The sequence below is a fragment of the Ruegeria halocynthiae genome (genome assembly GCF_900106805.1).
In the GTDB taxonomy this organism is placed as follows: domain Bacteria; phylum Pseudomonadota; class Alphaproteobacteria; order Rhodobacterales; family Rhodobacteraceae; genus Ruegeria; species Ruegeria halocynthiae.
This window is the reverse complement of sequence record NZ_FNNP01000003.1, coordinates 33,022-54,193: the sequence shown is the minus strand read 5'-3', so window position 1 is coordinate 54,193 and position 21,172 is coordinate 33,022. Positions and strand designations below refer to the sequence as shown.

Below are 21,172 nucleotides of genomic sequence, written 5' to 3'. Positions count from 1 at the left end.
ACAGTCTTTTTACAGGACATGCAATAAGGCTTCATCTTGAGATTCGGGAGGCCCTCATGCGGATTACCAAACGGACAAACATTGCGGTGCGCGTTTTGATGTATTGCGCCGCTCATCAGGACCGGCTGGTCACAAAGGCCGAGATCGCAGAAGTCTGCAACATCTCAGAGAACCATCTGGCGCAGGTGATCAATCAACTCAGCCAGTTGGACTATCTCAGTACCCAGCGCGGCCGCAATGGCGGCATGGCCCTGGCGCGTTCGGCGGATCAGATCCGGGTCGGGTCTGTATTTCGCCATGTGGAAGGCGGCTTACCGATTGCCGAGTGCTTTGCGGACGCCGATAACACCTGCCCGCTGACCGATGCGTGTCGTTTACGTTTGGCGCTGCAGGACGCAGCCGAGGTGTTTTATGCGTCGTTGGACGAAATCACACTTGATGCGTTGGTGTGCGGTAACGATCAATTGCTGAAGATACTGCAGCCGGTCGCCTGCGTGCGCTGAAGTTAATCACTGGCGCGCAGAATACGCGCTGGGCGCACAGAAAGCGGGCGCAGTGCAAAGAGCATCCCCGCTCCCAGCGTTACGCCTATGCCTGCAGATATGATTCCGAGCGCGGATGGCCAGATGATCGCGAACTCTGTGTCGAAGATATATGTGGCAACGGCCCAACCGCCCAGAATACCGGTCAACAGGGCGACGCATCCGGCAGCGGCCCCCAACAGGATCGCGCGCAAGGCAAAGCTGCGCAGGATGCGGCCTCGGTTTGCGCCCAGAGTTTTGAGAATTGCTGCTTCGTATCTGCGCGCGGGCTCTCCTGCGGCTGCTGCACCGATCAACACCAGAAATCCGGTTAGCAGAGATACGCCCGCGCCGTAGGAGGTGGCGGCCGCCAAGCCCGCCAGCAGGCCGGAAACACGGTCGATTGCATCGCGGACGCGGACGGCCGTGATGTTGGGAAATTGCCCGGCCAGATCGCGCAGGATGGCGGCCTCTGCCTGCTCTTCGGCGTAAACGGTTGCGATGAAGCTATGCGGAGCGCCCGCCAGAGCGGATGGGTTCATCGACATGACAAATCCCATTCCAGCGGTCGAAAAATCAACCTCGCGCAGTGAGGTCAGTTCAGCCGTGATATCGCGACCTAGGATATTGACTGTTAGTTCATCCCCAAGTTTCAGACCCATCTCGGCGGCCTCTTCTGCGGCAAAGCTGACCTGAGGTGTGCCTGAATAATCCGCAGGCCACCAAGTTCCGTCGGTAACGCGGGCATTCTTCGGCGGCTGGGCGGAATAGGTTACACCCCGGTCACCTTCCAGAACCCAGTGATCCCCTGCAACATCGCGCGCGGGTTGCCCGTTGATCTTGGTAATGATCCCACGCAGCATCGGCGCGCTTTCGACCCGGCTGACGGCAGGGTCGTTGTCGAGGCGTTCGCTGAAACCCGGCATCTGGTCCTTCTGGATGTCCACGAAGAAATACGAGGGCGCAACTTCTGGCAGGTTCCCCGAAATTGCATTGCGCAGGGTGCCGTCGATCTGCCCAACCGCTGCAAGGACCGACAGGCCGAGCCCAAGGGACAGAACCACCGACGCCGCACCTTCGCGCGGGTCAGAGATGGCGGACAAGGCCCACCGCAAGGCCGGTCGCCCGCGTACCCAAGGGGTGCCTGTCCGGGCCAGTTTTCGTATGGCGAAGGCGGAAAGTGCCAGTAGGGCAAGCGCACCCGCCAAGCCCGCGCTGGTCCATAGTGTCAGCCGGGTTGAACCGCCGAACCATGCGGCGGCTCCGATCAGCGCCGTAAGACCTGCGGCTGTTGCAATGACATAGATCAGGCGTGGGAAACTGCGTGCTGAAGTAAGGGCATCCCGGAACAAGGTTGCCGCGCGCACCTCTTCTGTTCGGGCCAGCGGCCAGAGAGTGAACAGAAAAGCCGTCAGCACACCGTAAAGCGCGGCTTCGGCCAGCGGTTGCGGATACAGCGAAAACACAGCAGGGATCGGCAGTTGTGTTTTAATTATCGGGGCCAGCAGCAGCGGTAGCACTCCCCCCAGGATCAGACCCAGAACAATGCCGATGCCAGACAATACGGCGATCTGGATCATATAGGTCTGAAAGATCGTGGCCCGATCTGCGCCCAAAGTTCGTAATGTCGCAATCGTTTCCGTCTTTTGGGATAGATAGGCGCGCACAGCTGCAGATACTCCGATCCCGCCAACCGCCAGACCGGACAGGCCAACCAGCACCAGAAACGCGCTGAGGCGACCTACGAATTCGGATATGCCGGGTGCGCCGTTGCGGGCATCGGTCCATCGCATACCGGTTCCCTCGAAAGCCTGCCTCGCCTCGGATGACAGTGCATCAAGTTCTGCGGTCGGAGGCAAATCCATCCGGTATTTGGTTGAGAACAAAGTGCCCGGAGTCAACAGTCCCGAAGACTGCAGATCTTTGGTCCGAACCAAGGTGCGTGGCCCCAGAGTGAACCCATCTGCCGCACCGTCCGGCTCATGCTCAAGCGCGGCCATCAGTACGAATGTCTGTGTGCCGAGGTCAAACTGATCGCCAATTGAAAGGCCCAGACGATCAATAAGAGACGGAGCCATGACGGCTCCGGGTCGCCCGTTGGCGCCCGCGAACGCAATTGGCAGAGAAAGATCCGGTTCCAGAACTATTGATCCCAGCAGCGGATATGCTCCATCCACGGATTTCACCTGTGTCAACGCACGCTGTTTGCTCGCATCATTGCCCGTCACGGCCATGGATCTGAAGTCGACGACTTCTGACACCGCTTGCGCAGTTTCTTCCATCCACGCACGTTCCTGATCGTCAGCAAAGCGATAGGTGAATTCCAGCTGGGCATCCCCGCCAAGAAGCGATGCGCCTTCTTGCTGCAAGCCCGTCTGGATTGCCTGACGCACCATGCCAACCGCAGCTATCGCGGCAACACCCAAAGCCAGGCAAGCCAGAAACACTCGAAATCCACGCAGCCCACCGCGCAGTTCACGCCGCGCCAGCCGCCCGGCCTGTCTCAGGCTCATTCGGCGGCCTCGCGTCGAGTCTCATCAGCGATCTGTCCATCCCGCAAACGGACAACACGGTCGCATTTCTGCGCCAGCGTATGACTGTGCGTGACCAGAACCAGAGTGGCGCCGTGCCGGTCACGCAGACCGAATAACAGATCAATGATCGCCGACCCGTTCGCTTCATCCAGATTGCCCGTAGGCTCATCCGCCAGCAGAATCTGCGGGCGTGGAGCCGAGGCGCGGGCCAGTGCCACGCGCTGCTGCTCACCACCGGACATCTGCGCGGGGTAGTGATCGCAACGATGCGACAGACCTACGGCGTCCAGCTCATCCTCGGCACGCTGGAATGCATCCTTGTGCCCTGCAAGCTCTAACGGAGTAGCCACATTCTCAAGCGCGGTCATTGTCGGGATCAGGTGGAAATTCTGAAACACAATGCCCATTGCGTCGCGCCGGAACCGAGCCAACGCATCTTCCCCCATTTCGTTGAGATCATGACCCAATGCAGTGATGCGTCCACCGGTTGCCTGCTCCAACCCGCCCATCAACATCAACAGCGAGGACTTCCCCGAACCGGATGGACCAACCAGCCCCAGTGTCTCACTCTGGTTCACTGTCAGCGAGATGTCGTGCAGGATATCCACCCTTCCGGCATTGCCATCCAGCGATAATGCGGCATCTTGGAGAGTGAGAACGGGTGTCGTCATCGAGCAGGCCATCAAGAAGGGTACAGTCCATTGGGATATGGCGTGAAACAGAAGCTGCACAAGGGTTTGATGTCCGGTGTGCTCATATGTTGCGGATTTGCAGCGAAGGCTGAGCCGATGGTGATTGCAGCGCTCGGAGATTCTTTGACGCAAGGATACGGACTTCTGGAACAGGACGGCTTTGTGCCGCAACTGCAGCGTTGGCTGCAGGAAGAAGGGGCGGATGTTCAACTGATCAACGCCGGTGTTTCCGGAGACACGACCGCTGGAGGCGCCGCCCGTATTGACTGGACCCTGACACCAGAGGTCGATGGCATGATTGTGGCCCTTGGGGGCAATGATCTGTTGAGGGGAATCGACCCAAGTGTGTCGCGCACCAATCTTGAAGTAATTCTAAGTACCGCAGAGGCCGCGAACGTTGAGGTGCTGCTTATTGGAATGCAAGCGCCCGGTAACTACGGGGCCGACTACAAGCAAAGCTTTGATGCCATGTATCCGGAACTGGCGCAGCAATTCGGTGTGCTTTATGTGGAAAGCTTCTTTGATGGGCTCACGGCCAAAGGTGATCCCGCTGCGGCGCGTCAGTTCATGCAGCCCGATGGTATCCATCCAAATGCAGAAGGTGTTTCCCTGATTGTTGAATCTCTGGGCCCTTTTGTATTGGCGCTTACGGAGCACGCTGCCAACTAGGAGGAGGCAATGCCAGGACGGTTTTTCCTTACGCGACCAGTTGCCGAGATTGCGCTGTTCCTGAATGTGGAAGACGACCTCGGGCCTCAACCAGCACGCAGGAACATTCAGCCGGGTCAGGAGGTGACGGTACTGACCGGTGACGGGTTGACGACGATGCGATGGGGGATGATCCCGGTTGGCAGGGTCAATGCGCGCGGGCGCCCGGTAATGGAGACCATCATCAACGCCCGCTCCGAGACGGTTTTTGACAAAAGCGCCTTCGAAGGTGTCGGGCGCGCCGTAATTCCGGTTGATGGCTGGTACGAATGGACCGGGGAGAAACGGCGTAAAAAGGCTTGGCGCATCGCGGCCAAGGACGGAACGCCGCTGTTGTTTGCCGCGATCACAGACACCTGGGAGGCCCCTGGTGGGCAGCGTGTGGATCAGGTGGCCGCAGTGACCTGTGAACCCAACGCCGATGTCAAGCCAATCCATCATCGAATGGGTGTGCTACTGGATGCGAAAGATGTGAAACGCTGGTTGCAGGGAACCGAAGAAAAAGCACAGAGTCTGATGCGCCCTTGGCCCGAAGGTCAGCTCCGAATAGAAGAAGCCAATGATGTCGATTGGACGGCGGCTTAGACCACTGTCACGACCGTCCCGATTGGTACCCTGGTATACAGATCAATCACATGCTCATTCAGCATCCGAATGCACCCGTTTGAGGCCGCGCGGCCGATGGTTTGCGGTTGTGTGGTGCCGTGGATGCGGAAATAGGTATCGACCCCGTTTTGGAACAAATACAACGCACGTGCACCCAATGGATTATCGCTCCCGCCCGGTTGAACATAGTCGTTGTCCTTGAACCGACCATACGCCACCGGGTCGCGTTCGATCATCTCATCGGTCGGTCGCCAGGTGGGCCATTCCTTCTTGACGTCGATCGTAGCGGTTCCGGTGAACTCCAATCCAGCCTTGCCAACACCGCAGCCATAGCGGATCGCTTTGCGGGGTTCGGTGATGTAGTAGAGATAGAACGAACGGGGAACGACCAGCAATTGACCCGGCTGGAATTGCTTTTTGACCCGTACGAATTGCGGCGTCGGATCATACTCGACCGCTTTCTTGGCGCTGGCGACGCCCGGCAGCAGGCTGGCAGCAGTACCGGCCAGAAATACGCGGCGTGTGTACATGGTGGTTTCCCTCAAATGACCAAATAAATCATAACGCTAGTTTCGAAATGATAGTGGAATTGGTCAATCACCGGGGAGAGATAACCCGATTGTGATGTAATCCCTTTGCCACACACTCAACGCGGGCTCCGCGGGGTGGGCGGAGAAAAACTCCGCCCTTTGAATAGCTTAGGCCAGCTGGATGTCGTCGGCGCTTTCGCGGCCGTCACGACCAGCGCGCAGCTCGTACGTGACTTTCTGGTTGTCGGCCAGACCGGTAAGGCCCGAACGCTCGACAGCCGAGATGTGTACGAAGATGTCTTTGCCGCCATCTTCGGGTGCGATAAAGCCGAAGCCTTTGGTGGTGTTGAACCATTTTACGGTGCCTGCGGGCATGTCCGTGTCTCCTGTTTAAGTGCTGCCCACGGGGATGCGGCAGCCCGGCGTCGTTGTCTGTATCGATAGACTGAGCGCCGGTAACGGAGACAGTGGGTCGAAATAGAAAAACGTAAGCACCTTTGATATGGCACCCAGAAACGCGTGTGGCAAGGGAGTTTGTGTGGTTTGTACAAGGGCTTGAGGGCCAATCGCCCGACTTGCACAAGAATCCGCCGATGGGTTTGGTTATTGGTCCGGCGACCTTTCATAAGGTAGAGCTATTCGTTTGGCGTGCCTAGCGGGCATTTAGAATCCATTAACCAAGCCTGTGATCAAGTTGCCGCATGAGCAACTATCGCCGCATCCGCAATCCCGGAGCCAAGTACTTTTTCACCGTGTCTTTGGCTGACCGGTCGTCGGAATTGTTGGTGCGCGAGGTGGCGCATTTGCGGGCGGCTTTTGCAGTGACGCAGAAGGAGCGGCCGTTCTGGTGTGACGCGTTTGTTGTGTTGCCCGATCATCTGCACGCGGTTTGGACCCTGCCGCCGGGGGATGCGGATTATTCGACGCGGTGGGGTGCGATCAAGGCGCGGTTTACGCGTAAGGTGAAAGCCGGGGGAGTGGTGGGGTGGAACCCCACCCTACGAACGAATTCGAAAATTGCGAAGGGAGATGCCGGGATTTGGCAACGCCGGTTTTGGGAACACACCATTCGGGACGAACGGGGTTATCGCAATCATTTAGCGTATTGTTGGATCAATCCGGTCAAACATGGGTTGGTGGAGCATCCAACCGATTGGTCATATTCGTCGATTCATCGCGATATTCGTGCAGGGCGGGTTGACCCGGAATGGGGTGGTGTGGTCACCGAGGGCACGATTGGAGAGCCGTAGGATGGGGTTTCACCCCATCATTTGGAACGTTGAAGTTTGGGAGTGGTTTGGTGCGCGGGAACAGATCGTGCGGGTTTTCGGGTATGATCGTTGAGTGAGTGATGGGGTGGAACCCCATCCTACGCTTGCTTGCTACGTTAGTCAGATCGAACTCTGAACGGTCCGATCGGGTATTTTAACTCTCTTTCGAGGTACTTAACCAAAAGGGGCTTTACGTGGCTACGCGGTATATTTCGAACTAGCGCTGCTAGACGATGTTCATATTTGTTACCTTTTTGCCACTCGACATCCGTCCAGCCACGTGGGTAACCCAGATACTCCTCAACGTCTTCTAGAGACCAACTTTTTTGCTTCAAACCGTCTGGTGTGTAAATTTGGTCAGGATCAATCTCCAAGCCAAAGTCGTTGTAGGCTTTGTCGACAATCGCACAGGTCGTTCGCATGTGCATCTTGCATGTGGTTAAAACATCTGTTTCAGGGACAAATTTATAGCGTCCCGGCTCGGGTTCACCAAACCAGAACTCGACGCCTGTGTCCGAGAAAAAACCGCCAACTATATGGTTGAAACCGATCTTCTGATCGTCTGTTCTGCATTCATGAAAAAAACGTGCAATAGGACTATTCCGAAGCTCGGCTTGGATTTCAGCGTACCATTTTTCAAACCCATCTACGCCCTTCATGCTTGCCTGCATAGCAAACGTTACACTGCGAACAGACGAAACAAACGCGCTGAAGAAACAACGCATGGCAAAAAGCTCATTTTTGCTGTTTTCCATTTGTTCAATAAAAAACTGAGCTTCAAAGAGTTTATTATCGACGTGATCAAATGTTCTCATGGCGAAAAAGCCCCGCAGTTATAATGGCGGGGCTTCCATTTTTACCGCGCAAACTTCTTATGCTTCAACCGCTTGGGCTCCAGTGCGTCCGGTCCCAGACGGCGTTTTTTGTCCTCTTCGTAGTCCTCGAAGTTGCCCTCGAACCATTCCACATGGGCATCGCCCTCAAAGGCCAGAATATGCGTACAAATCCGGTCGAGGAAGAAGCGGTCGTGTGAGATGACGACGGCGCAGCCGGCGAAATCGACCAGCGCGTCTTCCAGCGCGCGCAGGGTTTCGACGTCGAGGTCGTTGGTCGGTTCATCGAGCAGCAGGACGTTGCCGCCCTCTTTCAGCAGGCGGGCCATGTGGACCCGGTTGCGCTCACCGCCTGACAGCAGAGAGACCTTCTTCTGCTGGTCGCCGCCCTTGAAGTTGAAGGACGAGCAATAGGCGCGGGAATTGACCTGCGCGTCGCCCAGCTCGATGATCTCGGCGCCGCCGGTGATCGCCTCCCACACGGTGTCGTTGTCTTTCAGGTCGTCGCGGGACTGGTCGACATAGGACAGTTCGACCGTGTCGCCCAGCGAGATGGTGCCTGCGTCGGGCTGTTCCTGACCGGTGAGCATTTTGAACAGGGTCGATTTACCGGCGCCGTTGGGGCCGATGACACCGACGATGCCACCGGGGGGCAGGGTGAAATCGAGGCTTTCGATCAGTTGCTTGTCGCCCATGTGTTTGGCGAGGCCTTCGACCTCGATCACCTTGCCACCGAGGCGCTGGCCGTTGGGGATGACGATCTGGGCGCGGGTCAGCTTTTCGCGCTCGGACTGATCGGCCAGCTCGTTATAGGCGTTGATCCGAGCCTTGGATTTGGCCTGACGTGCCTTGGCCCCTTGACGCATCCAGTCGAGTTCGCGCTGCAGGGTTTTCTGCTTGGACTTGTCCTCGCGTGCCTCCTGCTCCAGCCGCTTGGCTTTTTGTTCCAGCCATGCGGAGTAGTTGCCCTCGTAAGGCAGGCCACGGCCCCGGTCGAGTTCGAGGATCCAGCCGGTGATGCTGTCAAGGAAATAGCGGTCGTGCGTGACGATCAGGATGGTGCCCTTGTAGTCGATCAGGTGCTGTTGCAGCCAGGCGATGGTCTCGGCGTCCAGGTGGTTGGTCGGTTCATCGAGCAGCAGCATGTCGGGCGCTTCGAGCAACAGTTTGCAGAGCGCGACGCGGCGTTTCTCACCACCCGAGAGTATGGCGATGTTGGCGTCGTCGGCGGGGCAGCGCAGGGCCTCCATCGAGACGTCGATCTGGCTGTCGAGGTCCCAGAGGTTCTGGCTGTCGATCTCGTCCTGCAGCTTGGCCATCTCATCGGCGGTTTCGTCGCTGTAGTTCATCGCCAGTTCGTTATAGCGGTCGAGGATCGCCTTCTTTTCGGCCACCCCCAGCATGACGTTTTCGCGGACGCTGAGGCTTTCGTCCAGTTTCGGTTCCTGCGGCAAATAACCGACTTTGGCACCTTCGGCTGCCCAAGCCTCACCCGTGAAGTCCTTGTCGAGGCCCGCCATGATCTTCATCAGGGTCGATTTACCGGCACCGTTGACGCCGACAACACCGATTTTCACGCCGGGCAGAAAGCTCAGGTGGATGTTTTCAAAGCACTTCTTGCCACCGGGATAGGTCTTGGAGACACCCTGCATGTGGTAGACATATTGATAGGCGGCCATGTCGCGTCCTCTGGGTCGGGGAAATTGAGTTGGGCGGTGTGATAGCGGATGCGGTTGGTGGGGGCAATGTGTTGTCGTCAGGTAAGAGGTGCGATCAGGATTGCACCCATGGGTGGCCGTTGGCATGGTGCCTGTTGATGCAGGCAAATTTTGAGAGATTTAATGACTTGGGGTGTTTTGTTTCCATATGGAAGCGGTGATTATTCACCGGAAGCGGCACAATTTGTGAGCTATGAAGAGAAGATCGAACGTCATTTCAACGAGGTTCTGACGGATGAAGAGCGCGCCGAATACGACGATTGGGTTGTGAAATTTCGGTCCAGAGTCGGCGAAAAATATTTCTCCAAAGGCGCAGTTTTTGAAGACTTTGAGAAACCGACGCAATTGGTGCTTCCAAGAACGCCTAAGAATTTGGCATCACTCTTTTTTGTAGTGCGCGGTTTTACGGTTGTTGAGGCAGCACTCAAAGAAATCATTGAAAGGCTGGAGCCTTCGACGCACCAATTCTGGTCAGTGGATGTACAACTACCTCGCGGCAAGAAGCCTGCTAAGGACTATTTCTTTATGGTGATTGGCCAGCATTTGGATGCTTTTCTGCCTGAGAAAAGTAATCCAGAGGCGTGGAATGACGCAGGCCTGAGGTATCTTGTGGCTAGCACCAAGAAAAAAGGACTGCAATAGCCTCACCTTAGATGGCGTTGTGACCAAATGCGCGCATCTGTGGCGAGACGAAAAGCTAGTTAATCCTGAATTTTTCATTTCTGATGCGTTGAAATCAAAAATCGAAAAGGCTGGGCTTCGCTTTCCTAAGCATTACAAGTTGATTGAAACTTGATCCGTCCGACAAAAACACCTCGCGCTGGCCGCGCGAACGATTGCGTAGATGAAGCAAAGGGAAGGCTGAAGATGTCTTTGAACGCTCTGATAGCGGGTTGGGCGCAACCGGGTCGTGTCGAGTGGATCGGGCTACGGCCAGCTCGGCGAGAAGCGATGCAGTCAGTTGACGAGACAATGACCTCCGCAGACGGCCTCGAAGGCGACCGTAGCCGGGCAGGCAAACGGGCGGTGACTTTGATCCAGCAGGAGCATCTGGCGGCGATTGGCAGCTATCTGGGGCAGGGGCCGGTTGCGCCTGAAATCCCGCGGCGCAATCTGGTGGTTTCAGGGATCAATCTGACGGCGCTAAAGGGGCGGGAGGTTCAGGTGGGTGAGACTATTTTGCGCTTTACCGTGATCTGTGCACCGTGCAGTCGGATGGAGGAGGCATTGGGCAAGGGTGGCTATTCCGCCGTGCGTGGGCATGGGGGATGGTGTGCCGAGGTGGTGCGGCCCGGGCAAGTCAAGCTGGGTGATGTGGTGCAACCTGTTGATTGACAACGCCCATCAGTTCTGAACATCAGCAAGGGATGGAGCGTTATGCCATTCCATATGCGCGGCCTGGGCAGGTCGTGGGGTTGTTCGGGGGGTCTTTTGATCCTCCGCACCAAGGCCATGTGCATGTGACGCTTGAGGCGATGAAGGCCTTTGGGCTGGATCGGGTTTGGTGGCTGGTGTCTCCGGGCAATCCGTTGAAAGAGCGCGGGCCTGCGCCTTTGGCGCGGAGGATCGAAGCGGCCAAGGCTGTCATGCAGCACCCGCGCGTTGAAGTAACGGATATCGAGGCGCAGACGAGGACGCGGGCTACGGCGGATACTCTGGCGGCGCTGCGGCGGCTTTACCCGCAGGTGCGGTTTGTCTGGCTGATGGGGGCAGATAATCTGGCGCAGTTTCACAAGTGGAAGGACTGGCGGCAGATCATGGACAGCGTACCGGTGGGGGTTGTTGCGCGACCGGGGGATCGGATTTCGGCGCGGATGTCACCAGCGGCGCGGATTTATGCGAAATACCGCATCGACGGGCAGGCGCGGCAATTGCTGGGGCAGGCCGAGGCCCCCGCATGGTGTTTTGTCAACGTGCCGATGGTCGATCTCAGCTCGACCGAGCTGCGCCAGCGCGGGGGATGGGCCGATGGGGTGTTGCCCGAATGACTCCTCTCGGCGCATAATCTTAATCAAGTGATTGTCTGCATTTAAGCTCTGGGATTCAAATAGACCTATGGTCGATCGTATTTCACGTCGTTTGTTTCTGGGTGGACTAGGTGCGTCTCTGGTGCCGGGCACAGGCTTGGCCGAGGCGCCTTTGGTCTCCTTACGCCCGGTATTGCGAGGCCCGCAGCCCAGCGGGGCCGAACGGTTGGTTCAGGCAGCGGGCCTGAAGGGCGAGGTTGTCTTTGCCGTGGCTGACGTGGAGACCGGGACGCCGCTTGAGGTGTTTGGTGAAGGCCAGGGCTTGCCCCCCGCCAGTGTCGCAAAGGCGCTGACTGCGCTTTATGCGCTGGATGTTCTGGGGCCGGAATATCGGTTTGAAACAGCATTGGTCGCGGATGGGCCGATCGAAAATGGCATTCTGAAAGGCGACCTGATCCTTGCTGGCGGCGGTGATCCGCTGCTGGATACAGATGCGCTGGCCGCAATGGCAGCCAATCTGCGCGAGATCGGGATTACCGAGGTACAGGGCGCGTTCAAGGTCTATGACGGGGCGCTGCCTTATGTCTTCAGCATCGACCCCGGTCAGCCGGATCATCTGGGTTATAGCCCGTCGATCAGTGGAATTTCTCTAAACTTCAACCGCGTGCATTTCGAGTGGAAACGGGAGAGCAGTGGGTACGGCGTAACCATGGATGCGCGCAGTGCGAATTATACGCCGTCGATAGATATGGCGTCGATGCGCGTCGAAAGCCGCAGCCTGCCGATTTACACCTATCAGCCAAGCGCGCGGCAGGATCGCTGGACCGTGGCCAAGACTGCGTTGGGCAATGGTGGTGCCCGGTGGCTTCCGGTGCGCAAACCTGCGCTTTATGCCGGGGACGTATTTCGCACGCTGGCGCGCGTGAACGGAATTGTGCTTGGTCGGGTGCAAGTCACGAGGCAGACACCGCAGGGGACGGTTCTGGTGGTGCATCAAAGCGATCCGTTACAGAGCATCCTGAAGGGTATGCTGAGATATTCGACCAATCTGACCGCTGAAATGGTTGGCTTGGCGGCCACCAAAGCGCGCGGGATTGCACCGCAGAATCTGGAAGATTCTGCTGCCGAGATGAATCGCTGGGCAGCGGAGAGTTTCGGCGCAGACGGAATCGCGATGGTCGATCATTCCGGGTTGGGTGGTGCTTCGCGCATGGCCCCCACGGATCTAGTCAAGGCATTGGCGGCGGCGGGGCAATCGGAAACGCTGAGGCCATTGCTTAGGTCCTTTACGCTGGCCGATAAAAACGGGCAGCCGGTCAGGGATCATCCGATCAAGGTCGACGCAAAGACGGGGACGCTGAACTTCGCCTCGGGCCTTGGTGGTTATATGACCACGGCAGATGGGGTGGATCTGGCCTTCGCGATCTTCACTGCCGACATCGAACATCGTGCTACGATTCCGCGCGCGCTGCGCGAGCGCCCGGACGGCGCGCGGGCCTGGAACCGGCGGTCTCGCAGGTTGCAGCGCAATCTGATCGAGCGCTGGGGTACGCTTTACGGCAGCTAGGTAGTATGCCGCGCCCGCGCCCCGCGTTCGATTGCAGCGGCGTGCAGGCGGTCGATGCTTAACTCGTACCGGATTTCTTCCAGCAGGCGCAATTCGCTTTCAGCCAGAGCGCCATCCGCGGCGGCGACGTCGCAGGCCAGCGCATAGGCGGTTTCGTTCAGACGCTCTGGCAAATTATCGCGGATCAGGCCGAACAGCGCATCCAGGCCGTCTTCTTGTTCGAACAGGTCAAACACGATCTGCGAGACGCGGCGGGTGCGGTCGATATCGTAGCCGGCAAAAACCGGCAACATGTTGACCGCGCCTTCGATCTTGACCAGCTCAGCCGTTCGGATGTTTTCGTCCGAGGCGGAGACCGCCACCATGATCGCCACAAGGCAATCCTGCGGGGACATGGGATGAGGTATCTGCTCGGTCATGGGGTCGTCCTGAATGATTTTGGTGCAGGCGCACGATAGGAGCGGGGGCGGGGAGGTTCAACCGATTGTTCGGGGGTGCGGTGAATTCGACCGGTGAGGGTGGGTTGTTTCGACTGTAATGTGAACGACAGCTTTGAGCCCAAAATGCCTGATGCTGCAGATTGCCCGAACGTGTGAAATGCTGTGAAACCGGGCATTGATCATGGGAAAAATCCCTGAAAAACGAACACCTAAATGTGAGTAATTTGCTGCCATTTGTAAGTAATATTGCGATCGTGAGTGCTTGTTGGACAGGTCCACATTTCTGTTGACAGCCTGTCCTGTACTCGGGCAGCATTTTTCTGAATTGAAAAGTGCGAGAGCGGTCAGTTATGGCGCAATGCATGATGGAAAACTTGGGACGTCGGGCAACCGGCTGTAATCTCGTCGTATGACGTGAAGCTGGTTTCTTGCCGCTTCGGCCGTTGCTGGGCTGGGTATCCACACCACTTCTGACTTTCCTGCTTTTCTGGTTTTCTACATGCACAACAAGAACGGGATACGCCTTGCCGTCGATATCGGCGGCACTTTCACCGATACGGTCCTGGTCGATGGGCAGGGACATATCCTTGCCACCACCAAGACACCTACTACCCCGAAGACCCCGACCCTCGGGGCGCTTGCGGGTGCGAAGCACGTGTTGGCTGAAGCTAGCGCGAACTGGCCGCAGATCGGCGGCTTCATCCATGGTACAACACTGGCCACCAATGCCCTGATCGAGCGGCGCGGGGCCAATGTGGCGACGGTGACGAGCGAGGGGTTTCGCGACATTCTTGAGATCGCCTATGAGCGCCGCTACAGCCAGTATGAGATCAACCTTGTCAAACCCGATCTGATCGTGCCGCGCTCGCGCGCTTTTACCATCGCAGGGCGGATGGACGCGCACGGGCAGGCGTTGCAACCGCTTGATGAGGAGGCCGCCCATCGGCTGGCCGGAGAGCTTGCGGCCTGTGGCGCCAAGGCCGTAGCGATTTGCCTGATGCATGCCTATGCCAACCCGGCACATGAACTGAGGTTGCGCGATCTTCTGCAGGCGGCAATACCCGATCTGGTGATCTCGCTATCGCACGAAGTCAGCCCCGAGGCGCGTGAGTTCGACCGACTCTCGACCACCATCGCCAACGCCTATATCCAGCCGCAGATGGCCAGCTACCTGACCGATTTTCAGGCACGTTTCAGCAATGAGGGGCTGACCTGCCCGATCCTGATGATGACCGCGAGCGGGGGCATGACGACGATGGAAACCGCCGCGCGTCTGCCGATCAGGTTGGTGGAATCCGGTCCCGCCGGGGGCGCCATTCTGGCTGCGCGCATCGCTGCCGAGACTGGCGAGCGCGAGGTGCTGAGTTTCGACATGGGCGGTACCACGGCCAAGCTGTGTCTGATCGACCGGTATCGCCCGCAGACCGCTCGCAAGTTCGAAATCGCGCGCGCGGCGCGGTTCATCAAGGGCTCGGGCATGCCGGTGCGCATCCCGGTGATCGAGATGATCGAGATCGGCGCCGGCGGCGGATCAATTGCGCATGTGGACCGGCTGGGCCGCCTGCAGGTCGGACCGGAGAGCGCGGGGTCCGAGCCCGGACCCGCTGCCTTTGCCAAGGGCGGAACCGAGCCAACGGTGACCGATGCCGATGTGATGCAGGGGCTGATCGAACCCGGACGCTTTGCCGAAGGGCGGCTCGGGATCGACATGGAAGCGGCGGAAAGGGCGCTTGCCTCGGGCGTCGGGCAGGTGCTGGAGCTTGAGGCCGCACAGGCTGCGCATGGGGTCAGCGAGATCGTGGATGAGAACATGGCCGCCGCTGGGCGTATGCATGCAGTAGAATCAGGCAAGGATCTGGGCGCACGGCTGATGATCGCCTTTGGCGGCAACGGCCCCCTGCACGCAACCCGGGTGGCACGGCGCGCGCATGTAGACCGCATCCTGATCCCGCGTGATCCCGGGGTCGGCTCGGCGGTGGGGTTCCTGTTCGCGCCGGTCTCGTTCGAGGTCATTCGCTCGCGCTATGGCACACTCGAGGGGCTTGATCTGGATGGGCTCAACGCGTTTTTCGACGCGATGATCGACGAGGCCGAGGCCTTGGTGAGGGCAGGTGCGCCAGAGGGCCCGCTGACCCGGCGACGACAGGCTTTCATGCGTTATCACGGGCAGGGGCACGAGATTGAAATCCCGCTGCCTGACCGCGCCTTGGAAGAGGCCGACATTCCCGCCCTGCGCCGGGCCTTCGAGGAGGAATACAGCCGCCAGTTCAGCCGCGCCGTGCCGGGCATGAAGGTCGAGATCCTGAACTGGGCGCTTGAGGTCGCCTCCGCGCCGCCCGCGCTGGAGCATTACCCCGAAACCCTCACGAAACAGCTGGCGCAACCGTCCGGGCAGCGGCGCATCCTGTGCGATGTCACCGGCAAATGGCGCGAGGCGGAAATCCATGATCGCGGGGCGCTCATACCCGGCGACCATCTTGACGGCCCCGCCCTGATCATCGAACCGCAAACCACCACATTCGTTAGCGCCGATTTCTCGGCTCATGTGGATGGCGGCAGCAATGTCTGGCTCACACGCAACCGGGAGGGCGGCCAATGAGCACCACCGACACCCGCCTGCAGGTCATGTGGAACCGGCTTCTGGCCGTGGTTGAGGAAAAGGCTCAGGCGCTGATCCGCGCGGCCTTCAGCCCCATCGTGCGCGAATGTGGCGATATTTCCGCCGGCATCTTCGACCTTCAGGGCCGGATGCTCGCTCAGGCCGTGACCGGCACGCCAGGTCATATCAACACCATGGCCGAGGCGGTAAAGACCCTGCGCCGCCGCTTTCAGCTTCAGGACATGAAGCCCGGCGACATTTACCTGACCAACGATCCATGGATAGCCTCGGGGCATCTGAACGATTTCCTGCTGATGATGCCGGTGTTTTACAAGGATCGTGTGGTTGGCTTTACCTCCTGCACCTCGCATCTGGTCGATCTGGGCGGGCTTGGCATGGGCCCCGAGGGCGCGGATATCTATGACGAGGGGCTGCTCATCCCGCCCTGCAAGCTGATGGATGAAGGCGCGTTGAACACGCTCCTGATGGAGATCGTCAAGGCCAATTCGCGTGAGCCCATCGCCAACGAGGGCGATATCTATGCGCTGATCGCCTGTTGCGAGACCGGGGCCGAGCGGCTTGCAGGCATGATGGAGGAGTTCGGCATCGACCATCTAGGCGAGCTTGCCGATTACATCATCGACACCTCGTATCGCGGCACCGTTGAGGCTATCGCCCAACTGCCCAAAGGGGCCTGGCAGAATGTGCTAAAGGTGGACGGCTATGAGCAGGAAATCGAGCTCCATGCATCCCTGACCATCGGCGAGGATCATGTTGAACTGGATTTCGACGGCACATCGGGCCTGTCGAACAAGGGCATCAACGTGCCGCTCAACTACGCCACCGCCTATTCGGTGTTTGCCCTTCGCTGCATCATCGGGCCGGACATTCCCAACAATGCGGGTTCGCTCGCGCCGTTTCACGTCACCGGGCCGAAGGATTGTATCCTGAATGCCCAGCCCCCCGCACCGGTGGCCATGCGCCACACGCTGGGGCAGATGACGCCCGATCTGGTCTATGGCTGCCTGTCGCAGGTCCTGCCCGATCAGGTCCCCGCCGAGGGGGCTTCCTGCATGTACGACCTGCCGCTGCGCCACGTCCCCGAAGCGGTTTCGCGTGGCGATGTGCAGTTTGCGCTGGAGCTTGTGTTCAGCGGCGGCACCGGGGCGCGGCCAGGTCTGGACGGGCTATCGGCCACCGCATTTCCCTCGGGCGTCTGGGGCTCGCAGGTGGAGACCACCGAGGCGGTCGCGCCGGTTCTGATCACCCGGCGCGAGCTCAAGCCCGACAGCGGCGGGCCCGGACGGACACGCGGCGGTCTGGGCCAGCATATCGAAATGCGATCCGCGGTGGATGAGGATTTCGTGTTGTTTCTTTCGGTCGAACGGGTCCTGAACCCCGCAAGAGGGCGTTTCGGCGGAGAGGCTGGTGCACCGGGGCGCATCCGCATCGGCCAGGACGGCCCCGACCTGCCCGGCAAGGGAGAGGTTCGCGTGATGGCAGGCGAAACGCTGGTATTCGAGACTCCGGGCGGCGGCGGCTTCGGCGCGCCGCAGGAGCGTAACCGGGACGACATCCGGCGTGATCTGGACGAGGGGCTGATCAGCCGAAAGACCGCGCGTGATGTCTATGGGTTTGAGCCATGATCCGCTCTGTCAGTCATATTTCCGCCATGTCGCCCTATGCGCTGGCTCAACTGAACGCGCCCGAGGGAAAGCGCCTGATCTCACTGTCTCAGAACGAAAGCCTGCACCCGCCCAGTCCTCTTGCAGTCGAGGCTGGTGCAAAAGCGCTGAAGGCAGGGCATCTCTATCCCGACCCGGACTGGGGTGAGCTTCGCGAGGCTCTGTCCGGGCTTCATGGCATCCCTGCCGAAAGCATTCTGTGCGGCAACGGGTCGATGGAGCTGATCGCCTGCCTTGCGCAAGCCTTTGCGGACGAGCAAAACGCAGTGTTGGCCCCGGCCCATGCCTATCCGTTCTTCCGAACCGCCGCGCAGATGGTGCAGGCGCGCTTTGATGTGGCACCGGAAAGCGACGGGCGCGTTTCCGTCGATGCGCTTCTTACCGCCGTCAGGCCCGATACCCGCATCGTCTTTGTCGCCAATCCCGGCAACCCCACCGGTACCCGCATCCCGCGTGCCAAGCTTGTCCGCCTGCGCGAAGGCTTGCCGGGCGATACCCTGCTGGTTATCGACGAAGCCTATGGCGAGTTTGCCGATTATCTGGGTGAGCCCATGTTCGATCTGGTCGGGCGTGGCGATACGGTGGTTCTGCGCACCTTCTCCAAGGCCTACGGTCTGGCCGGAATGCGGGTCGGTTGGGGTTTGTTCCCTCCCGAGATCGCGCGCGAGCTTCGCAAGGTGATGAGCCCCAACAACATCTCGGCCGCCGGGCAAGCGGCAGCTACTGCGGCGCTCAAGGATCAAGCTTATATGGTCGCAACCTGCAGGGAAACGGCCATGTTGCGCGAGGGGTTTCGCACACGGCTGCAACAGGCCGGGTACGATGTGCCCAAGAGCTCTACCAATTTTGTACTGATCCGGATGGGAAGCCCTGACAAGGCGCATCGCGCCGATGAGGCCCTTCGCGCCGAGGGTGTATTTCTACGCCCGCAGGGCGGGGCCGGGCTTGCCGATTGCCTGCGCGCGACCATCGGCGCCGCGGATGATCTCGACATCGCAGCCGGGCGTCTGGAACGCCGGGCAAAGGAGGAAAAGACATGACACAGTCACGCGGACGCGCCCGTTTTGGCATTCTGGTTCCCTTCACCAACACCAATCTCGAACCCGATATGGCGCTTTTGCGCCCTGACGGCGTGTCCATGCATTTCGCCCGCATGGGCGGCTATGATCGGGACGAGATCCCGGATGCTGACCAGATGCACGGGCTGGGCGCGGCTGATCTGGATGAGCCGCTGCATCTCTTGCAGGGCGTGCGCCCGGATGTGATCCTGTATGGCTGCACTTCGGCCACTCTGACGCATGGCCCTGCCTTCGACCGCGCGCTTGCCGAACGGATCAAGGTAGAAAGCGGAGCCGAGACCGTAACGGCTGCCGGGGCACTGGTGCATGCACTGCAAACTCTGGGTGTGACACGTATCGGTTTTGCTTCACCCTATGTATCCGCGATCAATGACATGGCTATTGGGTTTCTTGCCGAGACTGGTGTTGAAACCGTGGCCCGGTCCGAGGTGGGCTACGATCTGGACAACTACGGACAGGGCGATCTGGATCCGCAGGCGGTATTCGATCTGGGCCTTGCCGCCGACCGTCCCGAGGCCGGGGCAATTGTGCTGTCCTGCACTGATATGCGCAGCGTCGAGATCATCTCCCGCCTGGAGCAGGCCGTCGGCAAGCCTGTAATCAGCTCGAACCAAGCCATGATGTTCCAGGCCAAACAGCTTGCCGGTATCAGGGACACTCTGCCGGGATACGGTCAGGTTTTGGAACGGGGTCGGCTATGAGTTACGATCGTTTCGCAGAGTTCGCCTTGTTGGACAGTGATATCCCTCAAAGCGCATTCGACATGGCTGCGACGTTATTGATCGACACAATTGGCGTGGCAACGGGTGCGGCGGATCTGGAGGCGGGGAAAATTGCCCGCGATCATGCCTTAGCGTTTCACAATGCAGGAGCGCCCGAGCACACGGCCCATATGATATTCGATGGCCGCGGCACCTCGATCCCCGGGGCCGCCTTTGCCGCTGCAACCCATATCGACAATCTTGATGCCCATGACGGGTACAACCCGTCCAAGGGCCATATCGGGTGTGCCGTGGTGCCCGCGACCACATCGCAGGCGCAGTATTCCCTGCCCTTCGCGCTGGCCGTGATGCTGGTGCATGACCGGATCGGGCCGGAGGAAATTTCCGGTGTGGTGCTGAGTGACCCGAAGGTGGCTGACGTGCTGACGCGCGTCGCGTTGCGCGAGGATGCGCGCCACAGCAAGCGCTTTCCCGACGGGCGGTGGTCCGATGTCACTGTAACGCTGACCGACGGCACCCAGCTTGCCTCGGGCGACGTGCAGGCGCGTGGCGGACCCGAAGCGCCGATGGAATTGAGTGAGGTCGAGGCGAAATTTCGCATGATGGCCGCCACACTCGGCGAGCCTCGCACCACGGTGCTGTGGGAGATGCGCGAGCGGCTGATGCAGCCGGAGGTCAAATTCAGTGAACTGGTAGCACTTGTCCGTACGCCTGTGGAGGAAACCAATGCCTGACACCCCGCGTATCGTTTTACATAACAATGACACCGCACCGCTTGCCCGATGGTTGCGCGCCGCCTACCCGCAGGCCGGTTTTCGCGAATGCAACAGCTACGAGGCGCTTCCTGCCCTGATCGAAAGCTACCGGCCCGAAATTGTCTACTCGGTGCGCTTCGCGGGCACGCCAGGCTTTCCGCGCGACGCACTGTTTGGCCCCTATAGCCCGAGATGGATCGCCAATGGCGGGGCGGGCACCGACCATTACGGCCAGTGGGATCCTCAGAAGACCATTGTTACCAATGCCGCGGGCGTGGCTGCCGGGATGATGGCGGAATACATCCTCGGCGGGTTCCTGCATTTCACGCTGGATATCCCGGGCCTGCAAAAGGACAAGGCCGCGCGAGTTTGGAATGCCCGTAAAGTCAGGCCGCTGGCAGGCAAGTCGCTCCTGATTGTCGGGCTGGGCCATACCGGTCAGGCGGTGTCGGCGCGCGCCAAGGCCTTCGGCATGAAGGTTCTGGGAACCCGCGCCCGTCCCGAACCGATGGAACATGTCGATGAGGTGCATGCGTCGGATGATCTGCACGACCTTCTGCCGCGCGCGGATTTCATCGCGGTCTCGACCCCCCTCATCCCGGCAACACGCGGCCTGATCGGTAAGGACGAGATCGCGGCGATGAAGCCCGGCGTCATCTTCGCGGATGTCTCGCGCGGTGGCGTAGTGGATCAGAGTGCCCTGTACGATGCGCTGAAGACCCGTCATGTAGCGGCTGCGGCGCTCGATGTGTTCGAGACCGAACCACTGCCCGAGATAAGCCCGCTTTGGGCGCTTGAAAACGTGATCATCTCACCGCATTGCTCATCGGTCTATGCCGATTGGGAGCAAGCCTCGTTCGAACTGTTCATACAGAACCTCGGCCGCTGGATGCGCGGCGAGAGGCTGGTCAATATCGTGAACCCGGCCCGTGGGTATTGAAAGAA

The 21,172-nt window shown here is 59.4% G+C and carries 21 protein-coding genes; 14 read left to right on the top strand and 7 right to left on the bottom strand.

The genetic code is table 11. From position 1 onward, the window contains the following. Positions 1-56: 56 nt before the first annotated feature. Complete coding sequence (locus BLU89_RS10895; protein ID WP_074736869.1) at positions 57-503, top strand: RrF2 family transcriptional regulator; 447 nt, start codon at positions 57-59, stop codon at positions 501-503. A 2-nt stretch (positions 504-505) separates the two neighbouring features. Here BLU89_RS10895 and BLU89_RS10890 read toward each other — a convergent pair whose 3' ends face one another. Both BLU89_RS10890 and BLU89_RS10885 read right to left on the bottom strand, forming a co-directional pair. Next, positions 506-3,034 carry an ABC transporter permease gene (locus BLU89_RS10890; RefSeq protein ID WP_074736868.1) on the bottom strand — a complete coding sequence of 843 codons (2,529 nt, stop codon included), beginning with the start codon at positions 3,032-3,034 and terminating at the stop codon, positions 506-508. After that, entirely contained in the window at positions 3,031-3,726 is a 696-nt protein-coding gene (locus BLU89_RS10885; protein ID WP_074737114.1) for an ABC transporter ATP-binding protein, read from the bottom strand. Before BLU89_RS10885 ends, BLU89_RS10890 begins: the two co-directional genes overlap by 4 nt. A gap of 69 nt (positions 3,727-3,795) precedes the next feature. Between BLU89_RS10885 and BLU89_RS10880 the strand changes: the two genes are divergently transcribed. Both BLU89_RS10880 and BLU89_RS10875 read left to right on the top strand, forming a co-directional pair. After that, positions 3,796-4,416: an arylesterase gene (locus tag BLU89_RS10880; protein WP_074737113.1), complete on the top strand. Its 621-nt coding sequence runs from the start codon at positions 3,796-3,798 to the stop codon at positions 4,414-4,416. 9 nt (positions 4,417-4,425) lie between these two features. Beyond that, positions 4,426-5,040, top strand: coding sequence for an SOS response-associated peptidase (locus tag BLU89_RS10875; protein WP_074736867.1), 615 nt, complete (start codon positions 4,426-4,428; stop codon positions 5,038-5,040). Here BLU89_RS10875 and BLU89_RS10870 read toward each other — a convergent pair. Both BLU89_RS10870 and BLU89_RS10865 read right to left on the bottom strand, forming a co-directional pair. Continuing rightward, on the bottom strand, positions 5,037-5,591 hold the full coding sequence (locus BLU89_RS10870; RefSeq protein ID WP_074736866.1) for a L,D-transpeptidase: 555 nt from the start codon (positions 5,589-5,591) through the stop codon (positions 5,037-5,039). The two genes, BLU89_RS10875 and BLU89_RS10870, sit on opposite strands and share 4 nt — an antisense overlap. Positions 5,592-5,759: 168 nt before the next feature. Further along, a complete protein-coding gene (locus BLU89_RS10865; protein WP_074736865.1) occupies positions 5,760-5,966 on the bottom strand; it encodes a cold-shock protein in 207 nt (68 codons plus the stop codon). 326 nt (positions 5,967-6,292) lie between these two features. Between BLU89_RS10865 and BLU89_RS10860 the strand changes: the two genes are divergently transcribed. Further along, entirely contained in the window at positions 6,293-6,841 is a 549-nt protein-coding gene (locus tag BLU89_RS10860) for an REP-associated tyrosine transposase (protein ID WP_074736864.1), read from the top strand. A 137-nt stretch (positions 6,842-6,978) separates the two neighbouring features. Here the strand turns inward: BLU89_RS10860 and BLU89_RS10855 are convergent, their stop codons facing one another. Both BLU89_RS10855 and ettA read right to left on the bottom strand, forming a co-directional pair. Beyond that, positions 6,979-7,677 (bottom strand): hypothetical protein, encoded by a 699-nt coding sequence (locus BLU89_RS10855; protein WP_074736863.1) that lies wholly within the window; start codon positions 7,675-7,677, stop codon positions 6,979-6,981. Positions 7,678-7,718: 41 nt separating this feature from the next. Next, complete coding sequence (gene ettA / locus BLU89_RS10850; protein WP_074736862.1) at positions 7,719-9,374, bottom strand: energy-dependent translational throttle protein EttA; 1,656 nt, start codon at positions 9,372-9,374, stop codon at positions 7,719-7,721. Positions 9,375-9,536: 162 nt separating this feature from the next. On the opposite strand from ettA, the gene BLU89_RS10845 reads away from it, so the two are divergent. The 4 genes from BLU89_RS10845 (at position 9,537) to dacB (ending at position 12,947) form a co-directional block, all read left to right on the top strand. Then, positions 9,537-10,055 carry an imm11 family protein gene (locus tag BLU89_RS10845; protein WP_074736861.1) on the top strand — a complete coding sequence of 173 codons (519 nt, stop codon included), beginning with the start codon at positions 9,537-9,539 and terminating at the stop codon, positions 10,053-10,055. Positions 10,056-10,280: 225 nt separating this feature from the next. Beyond that, entirely contained in the window at positions 10,281-10,748 is a 468-nt protein-coding gene (locus BLU89_RS10840; protein ID WP_074736860.1) for an MOSC domain-containing protein, read from the top strand. A gap of 32 nt (positions 10,749-10,780) precedes the next feature. Beyond that, positions 10,781-11,401: a nicotinate-nucleotide adenylyltransferase gene (locus tag BLU89_RS10835; protein ID WP_074736859.1), complete on the top strand. Its 621-nt coding sequence runs from the start codon at positions 10,781-10,783 to the stop codon at positions 11,399-11,401. Positions 11,402-11,468: 67 nt separating this feature from the next. After that, the gene (gene dacB / locus BLU89_RS10830; protein ID WP_074736858.1) at positions 11,469-12,947 is read left to right on the top strand and encodes a D-alanyl-D-alanine carboxypeptidase/D-alanyl-D-alanine endopeptidase; all 1,479 of its coding nucleotides are present in this window, start codon (positions 11,469-11,471) and stop codon (positions 12,945-12,947) included. On the opposite strand, the gene BLU89_RS10825 is transcribed toward dacB, so the two are convergent. After that, positions 12,944-13,366, bottom strand: coding sequence for a tellurite resistance TerB family protein (locus BLU89_RS10825; RefSeq protein ID WP_074736857.1), 423 nt, complete (start codon positions 13,364-13,366; stop codon positions 12,944-12,946). The genes dacB and BLU89_RS10825 overlap by 4 nt on opposite strands. Positions 13,367-13,886: 520 nt before the next feature. Between BLU89_RS10825 and BLU89_RS10820 the strand changes: the two genes are divergently transcribed. Genes BLU89_RS10820 through BLU89_RS10795 form a run of 6 tightly spaced genes read left to right on the top strand, consistent with a single transcriptional unit; the run spans position 13,887 to position 21,167 of the window. Further along, positions 13,887-15,986, top strand: coding sequence for a hydantoinase/oxoprolinase family protein (locus tag BLU89_RS10820; protein ID WP_074736856.1), 2,100 nt, complete (start codon positions 13,887-13,889; stop codon positions 15,984-15,986). Beyond that, positions 15,983-17,632 carry a hydantoinase B/oxoprolinase family protein gene (locus BLU89_RS10815; protein WP_074736855.1) on the top strand — a complete coding sequence of 550 codons (1,650 nt, stop codon included), beginning with the start codon at positions 15,983-15,985 and terminating at the stop codon, positions 17,630-17,632. The genes BLU89_RS10820 and BLU89_RS10815 overlap by 4 nt, the downstream gene beginning before the upstream one ends. Continuing rightward, positions 17,629-18,711 carry a pyridoxal phosphate-dependent aminotransferase gene (locus BLU89_RS10810; protein ID WP_074736854.1) on the top strand — a complete coding sequence of 361 codons (1,083 nt, stop codon included), beginning with the start codon at positions 17,629-17,631 and terminating at the stop codon, positions 18,709-18,711. Before BLU89_RS10815 ends, BLU89_RS10810 begins: the two co-directional genes overlap by 4 nt. Beyond that, positions 18,708-19,451, top strand: a complete 744-nt coding sequence (locus BLU89_RS10805; protein WP_074736853.1) for a maleate cis-trans isomerase family protein — start codon at positions 18,708-18,710, stop codon at positions 19,449-19,451. Before BLU89_RS10810 ends, BLU89_RS10805 begins: the two co-directional genes overlap by 4 nt. After that, the gene (locus tag BLU89_RS10800; protein WP_074736852.1) at positions 19,448-20,206 is read left to right on the top strand and encodes an MmgE/PrpD family protein; all 759 of its coding nucleotides are present in this window, start codon (positions 19,448-19,450) and stop codon (positions 20,204-20,206) included. The genes BLU89_RS10805 and BLU89_RS10800 overlap by 4 nt, the downstream gene beginning before the upstream one ends. Then, positions 20,199-21,167 carry a D-2-hydroxyacid dehydrogenase gene (locus BLU89_RS10795; RefSeq protein ID WP_074736851.1) on the top strand — a complete coding sequence of 323 codons (969 nt, stop codon included), beginning with the start codon at positions 20,199-20,201 and terminating at the stop codon, positions 21,165-21,167. The genes BLU89_RS10800 and BLU89_RS10795 overlap by 8 nt, the downstream gene beginning before the upstream one ends. Positions 21,168-21,172 lie beyond the last annotated feature (5 nt).